This is a genomic window from Streptomyces sp. NRRL B-24572 (assembly GCF_002156145.1).
Classification (GTDB): domain Bacteria; phylum Actinomycetota; class Actinomycetes; order Streptomycetales; family Streptomycetaceae; genus Streptomyces; species Streptomyces vietnamensis.
In genome coordinates this window covers 1-6,824 of the sequence record NZ_MWIG01000291.1, presented here as the reverse complement: position 1 = coordinate 6,824, position 6,824 = coordinate 1, and the positions used below count along the sequence as shown (strand labels likewise).

Below are 6,824 nucleotides of genomic sequence, written 5' to 3'. Positions count from 1 at the left end.
TTCGGCCTGGGTGCCGGCGAGGGCGCCCGCGTCGCCGGCACCCAGGCCGAACTGACCGCCATGCCGCTCACCGTCACCCTGGTGGGCGCACTGGTCACCGGCTTCTGCTTCCTGCGCCCGCTGCGCCACCACGCGGTGACCGGCACCCGCGAACTCCTGCTCCGCGCGGCGAGCGTCGTCGTGCTCTGGCTGGTCGCCCTCGCGGGCCTCTCGGCCCTCGCCCGGCACGACTTCCCCCTCACCCTCGGCGGAGGCGACTCCACGGGGTCCCTCATGGACCTCTTCGGCGAACTCCTCGACGCCACGAACCCGACCGTCGGCTTCCGCACCGACCTCGGACCCACGCTCTTCTACGGGCTCCTGTGGATCCTCGGCGTGCTCGCCGTCGCCCTCCTCGTCTCCCGCAGGACCCCGCTGCCGTCCCGGCTCGTCCGCTACCACGAACCCGTACGCCCCGCGGCCTTCGCGATGCTCCTGCTGCTCCTCGCGTACGTCCTCGTGGGCCTGGTCATCGGGATCGTCGTCGCGGCGACCAAGGGCCACGCCGCCGAGACCCTCGCCGTGCTCCTCCTCGGCCTCCCCAACATCACCTGGATCGCGCTCGGCGTGGGCATCGGCGGCTCCTGGCAGGGCAGGGCGGAAGGACCCTTCGGCCTGCCCATGCCGCAGATCCTCGACGCCGTCCTGCGGAGCAAGGGCGACAGCCCGGACCTCTCGACCGTCGACCTGTCCTCGCTCGCCGCGCAGGACGCGCGCGCGTGGTGGCTGCTGCCCATCGCGGCCGTCCTGGTGCTCGCGGCCGCGTTCGTGGCGGCCGTCCGCTCCCCGGCCCGCACCTCCCTCTGGCAGCACTCCCTGCACCTGGGCATCGCCTTCGCCCTCGCCATGCTGGTCGCCGCGCCGCTCACCCTGGTCGAGGCCCGCTTCGGCCTCTCGGTCCTCGGCATCGGCGACCTCGCCTCCCTCGGCGGCGAGGTCCTGCTCCGCCCGGACATCTGGAAGACGGTCGGCTTCGCGCTCCTCTGGGGCCTCGTCGCGGGCTTCCTCGGCGGCCTCCTCGCCACCCGGGTCCACCGCAAGGGCGAGGTCGATCAGGGCCTGTCCGGCGGATCAGGGTCGGAAGGCCCTGGTCAGCGACCCATCCCGTAGGCCTGCGAGGTCGCGGCGGGGCGGGTCCGGGAGAGCTTCGCGGCCGTGCCTCGGGCCGTTTCGAAGGCCACGACCGGATTCCCGTTCCTGCGCCACGGCTGGGCGCCGCACCACGGTCCGATCAGCCGGAACTGCTCCAGGGCGGGCCCGTACATCATCGACCGGAGCATGTAGTGCGCCAGCAGATGGCGCAGGACCGGCAGGCGCTCGTCATCGGGCGCGACCGTGTCGAAGGAGGCGGCGATCCGCTTCAGCCGGCTCCTCGTCATGGGCGTGGCGGGCAGCGCCGCGGCGGCGGGCCGGTCGGTCAGTTCGTTCAGGGCCTGCAGATAGATCCCGGCGAGCGGGCTGCCGGGCGGGGCCTTGCGGACCGCCCGGCCGGCGAACCGCATCATCCGCCGGTCGCTGCCGAACCACTTGGCGCACCAGTACTGCAGGGCCTGCGAGTGCCCCTCGTAGTGGTGGGGCGCCCGGGCGACGAGGCCTTCCCAGAGAGGCTTGAACTCCGCCCGCTTGTACTGGGCTCCGCGCGCTGCCGTGATCATGACCACCCAGGGGCCCGGGTTCGCGGGGTCGAGCAGCGCGGCCCGCCGCGCCTCCTCGATCGCGGCCGGGAGCATGGCGCGGAAGCGGTCCATGTCCGAGGTCGGGACCTCGTGGGCGTACCCGCCGCCCCGGATCTCCCAGGCGCGGTGGACCGTGATGCGCGCGTGGAGGGTGGCCGCGTCGCAGTTCCCCGGCTCGGCCGCGCGCCACGCGTCGAGCCAGGCGTCGTCCTCCTGGGCGATCTGCTGCAGGAGTTCGAGCCGGGCCCAGCGCTCGTCCCAGTCGTCGCCCGCGGCCGTGACGTACCGTTCGGCGGCCCGCCAGTCCCCTTCCCACGCGGCGTGGGCCACGGACTGCCGCTCCTCCGTCCGGTGGGCCGGCGGCGGCGGGCCGGGGCGCTGCGGGTCGAGCACCTCACGCGGCGGCAGGCCGTAGTGGGAGGCCACGAAATGCTCCCCGGCCCAGTCGGCGGCACGGCCGGGGGAGACGAAGAGACGGTAGAGCACGATCAGGAACACACCGAGTACGACGGTGAGGAGGATGGTCACGGCGGGGAATCATCCCCGAGTCGATCACTCTCCGCAATAGCTCAGGCCAACGATAAGGCGAGGTCAGAGCGGTGACGGCCGAGGACCTGTCTCCCCGATCCGGCTGATCCGGCCCGATCCGAAAGGCGCCCCCCGGTCGAGCTCCCGGAAGACCGGTCGCGCCCACGCGGGCGGGGCGGGCGGCGCGCCGGGCCGCCGCGGGCCCCTGGGCGCCACCGGACCGCCGCCGGCCGCGTCCGCCAGGGCGGCGCGCAGCTCGGCGACGAACCCCAGGCACGTCCCGTACCGCTCCTCGGGCGTCTTCGCCAGCGCCCGCGCGAACACCGCGTCCGCCGCCGACGGCAGCCCCGGCCGCACCTCAGAGAGCGGCGGCGGCGGATCGTACTGCTGCGCCCACAGCACCGCCCAGTCGTTGTCGCGGCGGAACGGCGGCGCCCCCACCAGGGTCTCGAAGACCACGCACGCCAGGCTGTACACATCGCACCGGCCGTCCACCGGCTTGCCCGAGATCTGCTCCGGCGCCACGTAGTCGAGGGTTCCGACGAACTCGCCCACCGTCGTGAAGCCCGTCAGCGAGAGGGATTTCTTCGTCAGGCCGAAGTCGGTCAGGTACACGTGCTCCGGGTGGTCGCCGTCGGTGCCCTCGGCGACCAGGATGTTGCCGGGCTTCACGTCCCGGTGCACCAGGTCGTGCGCGTGCGCCGCGTCCAGGGCCGAGGCCACCTGCGCCGCGATCCGGCCCGCCTTCACCGGCGGCAGCGGCCCCTCGCGGCCGAGGAGGGCCGCCAGGTCCTGCCCCGCCACGTACCGCATGGCGATGTACAGGACGCCCTCCGTCTCACCCGCCTCGAAGACCGGCACGATGTGCGGGTGGTCGATCGAGGCGGCGACCCGCGACTCGTGCGCGAAGCGCTTGCGGAAGGTGTCGTTGCGGGCCAGCTCGGGCGCAAGGAGCTTCAGCGCCACCGTACGGTCGAGACGCAGGTCCCTGGCCCGGTACACGACCGCCATGCCACCGCGCCCGATCTCGCTCTCCACGCGGTAGCCCGCGATCTCCTTGCCGAGCAGCCCCGAGGGCCGGCCCGCCGGGATCTCCGCGTCCCCGTGCGCCCCGACGGCCGTCATCGGTCCTCACCCGCCGGTCCGGTCGGCCCCACGACCTGCGTCGGCGGCGGCCCGGCCACCACCGCCGGATCCACCTGGGGCACCACCTGCGTCGGTTCGTGTCCCGGCTCCCCGGGCTCCTGGACGGGTTCGGCCGAGGGCGCCGCCGACGCCGCGTACGTACTGAGCCCGACGCCGTCGCAGTACACCCAGCGTTCGTGCTCCGCGTCGTACAGCCAGACCGACTCGCCGTCGACGACCATGCCGACCCGCAGGCCGCGGGTCCGCAGCCGGAAGCCCTCGCCGTCGAGCCGGCCCGCGCCCAGCTCCTCCGCCGCCCGCCGATAGCGGCCGAGCGCGTCCTCGGCGCGGGCGATGAGCGGCCGGGGATCGGCGGTTCTGGTCAGCGGCCGGCCCGCCGCCGGAGGGTCGTCCGGCACGCTCACGAGCAGGCGGGCGTCGACCCACGCGGTCCAGCCGTTCGAGCACAGCACCCGCCCCCAGTCGCCGGTCCGCTCCACGAGCCGTACGGGCAGGAAGGCGTCGAGGGGCGTCGTGGGCAGCTCGGGATCGGGCGCCTCCCAGGCGGAGAGCCCGGAGCGCGGCACCACATGGGTGGGCCGGAAGTCCGGCACGTCGTACTCGGACACGGGGACGCTCACGGCCTCACCTCCCTCACGGGGACGCTCACGGCCCCACCTCCGTCACGAGGATGCTCACCGGGCCCCACCTCCGTCACGCGGACGCTCACAGGCCTACCTCCGCATCACGACCGGCTCGTGGCGCCGCAGCAGCCGGGCCACGGCCAGAGCGAGGACGAGGCAGAGCACCACCATCACGCCCATGTCGAGCAGCCAGGCCTCCGCCGTGTGCCGCATCAGCGGATCGGCGGTCTTCTCGCTCGGCGCGATCCTCCCGATGTCGATCGTCGCGCCCATCGCCGCGAACGCCCACCGCGAGGGCACCAGCCAGGCCAGCTGCTCCAGGACGGGCGTGCCGCGCACCTTGAGCAGCGCCCCGCAGAACACCACCTGCACGATCGCGAGGAGGACGAGCAGCGGCATCGTCACCTCCTCCTTGCGGACGAGCGCCGAGACCAGCAGGCCGAGCATCATCGCCGTGAAGGCGAGGAGCGCGACCGCGAGGGTGATCTCCACGAGCGGCGGCATCAGGACGCCCTTGCCGCCGGGCACGTTCAGCGGCACGCCGATCAGGGCGACCAGGGTCAGGACCACCGCCTGCACGACCGTGATCAGTCCGAGGACCACCACCTTGGAGGCGAGGTAGGCGGAGCGGGACAGGCCGACGGCTCTCTCGCGCCGGTAGATCGTGCGCTCCTTGACCAGTTCGCGCACCGCGTTCGCCGCGCCCGTGAGGACCGCGCCCACGCAGAGGATGAGCAGCACGTTCAGCGTCGACTCGGGGTTGAGGCTGCCCTCGGACAGGGCCCGGGCCATCGCGCCCATCACGAACGGCAGGGCGATCATGATGGCGAGGAAGGTCCGGTCGGCGGAGAGCGCCGCCGCGTACCGGCGTACGAGCGTCCGCAGCTGGGAGCCCCAGCTCTGCGCCTTCGGCGGCGGCCCGGGCTCCGCGGCCGCCCGGCCGTCGGCGGGCCCGGGGGCGCCGGCGGGCACGGCGGGCACGGCGGGCGCGGGGACGTCGGGGTGGGCCATCGGGTCCGCGACGTACCGGCGGTGGAATCGGGAGGTCCGGTACTGCTCGGCCCAGTCGCGGTCCCGGTCGTTCTCGAATGCCTCGAAGGCCTCCGGCCACTGCTCGAAGCCGAAGAAGCCGAGGGTGTCGGCGGGCGGCCCGTAGTACGCGACCCGGCCGCCCGGCGCGAGCACGAGCAGCCGGTCGCACACGTCGAGGCTGAGCACGCTGTGGGTGACCACGACGACCGTGCGGCCGTCGTCGGCGAGCCCGCGCAGCATGTGCATCACGGAGCGGTCCATGCCCGGGTCGAGACCCGAGGTCGGCTCGTCGAGGAAGAGCAGGGAGGGCTTCGTGAGCAGTTCGAGGGCGACGCTGACCCGCTTGCGCTGGCCGCCGGAGAGGCTGTGGATCGGCTGCTCGGCGCGCTCCACGAGCCCGAGCTCCCGGATCACCTCGTCGACTCGGGCCCGCCGTTCGGACGCCACGGTGTCCTCGGGGAAGCGGAGCTCGGCGGCGTACCCGAGGGCCCGGCGGACGGTCAGCTGGAGGTGCAGGATGTCGTCCTGCGGGACGAGCCCGATGCGCTGGCGCAGCTCGGCGTAGTCCCGGTAGAGGTCACGGCCGTCGTAGAGCACCGTGCCCCGGTCGGCCGGGCGCTGGCCGGTGAGCGCGCCCAGGAGCGTCGACTTCCCGGCACCGGACGGGCCGACGACCGCGAGCAGGCACTTCTGGCCCACCGGGAACGACACCTCGTCGAGGAGGGTCTTGCGCCCGTGGTCGACGGTCACCGCGAGCGAGCGGACGTCGAGGGACACCTCGCCGGTGTCGGTGAACTCGACGAGCTGCCCGCCGATCAGACAGAACGCGGCCCGGCCGATGCCGACGATGTCCTCCGACGTCACCCGGGCGTCGACGACGGGAGCGCCGTTGAGGAAGGTGCCGTTGTGGCTGCCGAGGTCGTGGATCCAGTAGGTGCCGTCGGGATGGGCGCGGAGTTCGGCGTGCCGCCGGGAGACGACGAGGTCGGCGACGACCACGTCGTTGTCGGGGGCACGCCCGATCCGGATGCTGTGGGCGGGCAGCGGCCGCACGGACGTCGGCTGCCGGAAGGTGCCGGTCGCGGCCGGATGCCGGACGGAGGGGGGCCGCGGCGTCACGGGCCGGCCGGGGCGCACCTCGGAAGGCTCCGGCAGGGGGAGCGGCGGGGCCTCTGGAGCGGGCTCCCGCAGGGGCGCGAGCGCGGCTTCCGGAGGCAGATCCCGTACGGCTTCCGGAGGCAGGTCCCGTACGGCCTCGGGCGGCAGATCCCGTACGGCTTCCGGCGGCAGGTCTCGTACGGCCTCTGGAGGCAGATCCCGTACGGCCTCCGGAGGCGGTGGCGGCGGCAGCAGGGGCGGGGCCTCCGGCTCCGGTACGGGCTCCGCCGGGAACGCGGGAGGGGGCTCCGGTACGGCGCGGGGTTCCGCCTGCCGGTCAGCCGCCCGGTCCGGGGCACCGGTCAGGAGGACCGCGCGCGGCCCGTCGTCCGGATGCCCGAAGCGTACGACCGTCCCGGGACCGACCTCGCGCGGCCGGGCCACCCGCAGACCGTCCGCGAAGGTGCCGTTCGTACTGCCCTCGTCCGCCAGCGTCCAGTGGCCGCCGGCGGCGCTGAGCACCGCGTGGTGCCAGGACGCCCGGGATGAGGACGCCGGTAGGGTGGGCGTCCGCCGCGCGAGCGGCCCCGAAGGCGTGTCCGACGAGGAGGAAGCACCCGTGCCGAAAGGTGTCACCAGGCGACGGCCCCGCACGCGCGCGGCCCTCCTGAAGGCAGCCCTG

Annotated in this window: 5 protein-coding genes; 1 reads left to right on the top strand and 4 read right to left on the bottom strand. The window is 74.2% G+C overall.

All coding sequences use genetic code 11. From position 1 onward, the window contains the following. Window positions 1-1,149 (top strand): streptophobe family protein (locus CCN56_RS18475; RefSeq protein ID WP_086828233.1); only part of this gene is annotated, 1,149 nt, incomplete at its 5' end. Here CCN56_RS18475 and CCN56_RS18470 read toward each other — a convergent pair. The 4 genes from CCN56_RS18470 to CCN56_RS18455 all read right to left on the bottom strand — a co-directional run bounded on the left by CCN56_RS18470 (window position 1,131) and on the right by CCN56_RS18455 (window position 6,778). Further along, window positions 1,131-2,243: a hypothetical protein gene (locus CCN56_RS18470; protein ID WP_086828232.1), complete on the bottom strand. Its 1,113-nt coding sequence runs from the start codon at window positions 2,241-2,243 to the stop codon at window positions 1,131-1,133. The genes CCN56_RS18475 and CCN56_RS18470 overlap by 19 nt on opposite strands. Window positions 2,244-2,306: 63 nt before the next feature. After that, the gene (locus tag CCN56_RS18465; protein ID WP_256962030.1) at window positions 2,307-3,368 is read right to left on the bottom strand and encodes a serine/threonine-protein kinase; all 1,062 of its coding nucleotides are present in this window, start codon (window positions 3,366-3,368) and stop codon (window positions 2,307-2,309) included. Continuing rightward, window positions 3,365-4,009 carry a hypothetical protein gene (locus tag CCN56_RS18460; protein ID WP_086828230.1) on the bottom strand — a complete coding sequence of 215 codons (645 nt, stop codon included), beginning with the start codon at window positions 4,007-4,009 and terminating at the stop codon, window positions 3,365-3,367. Before CCN56_RS18460 ends, CCN56_RS18465 begins: the two co-directional genes overlap by 4 nt. A 93-nt stretch (window positions 4,010-4,102) precedes the next feature. Further along, window positions 4,103-6,778 (bottom strand): ATP-binding cassette domain-containing protein, encoded by a 2,676-nt coding sequence (locus CCN56_RS18455; RefSeq protein ID WP_373412866.1) that lies wholly within the window; start codon window positions 6,776-6,778, stop codon window positions 4,103-4,105. Between the last annotated feature and the right edge of the window lie 46 nt (window positions 6,779-6,824).

Coding starts and splice junctions, on each gene's coding strand:
- CCN56_RS18465 (WP_256962030.1), bottom strand. CDS start 3,368: ATGACGGCCGTCGGGGCGCACGGGGACGCGGAGATCCCGGCGGGCCGG.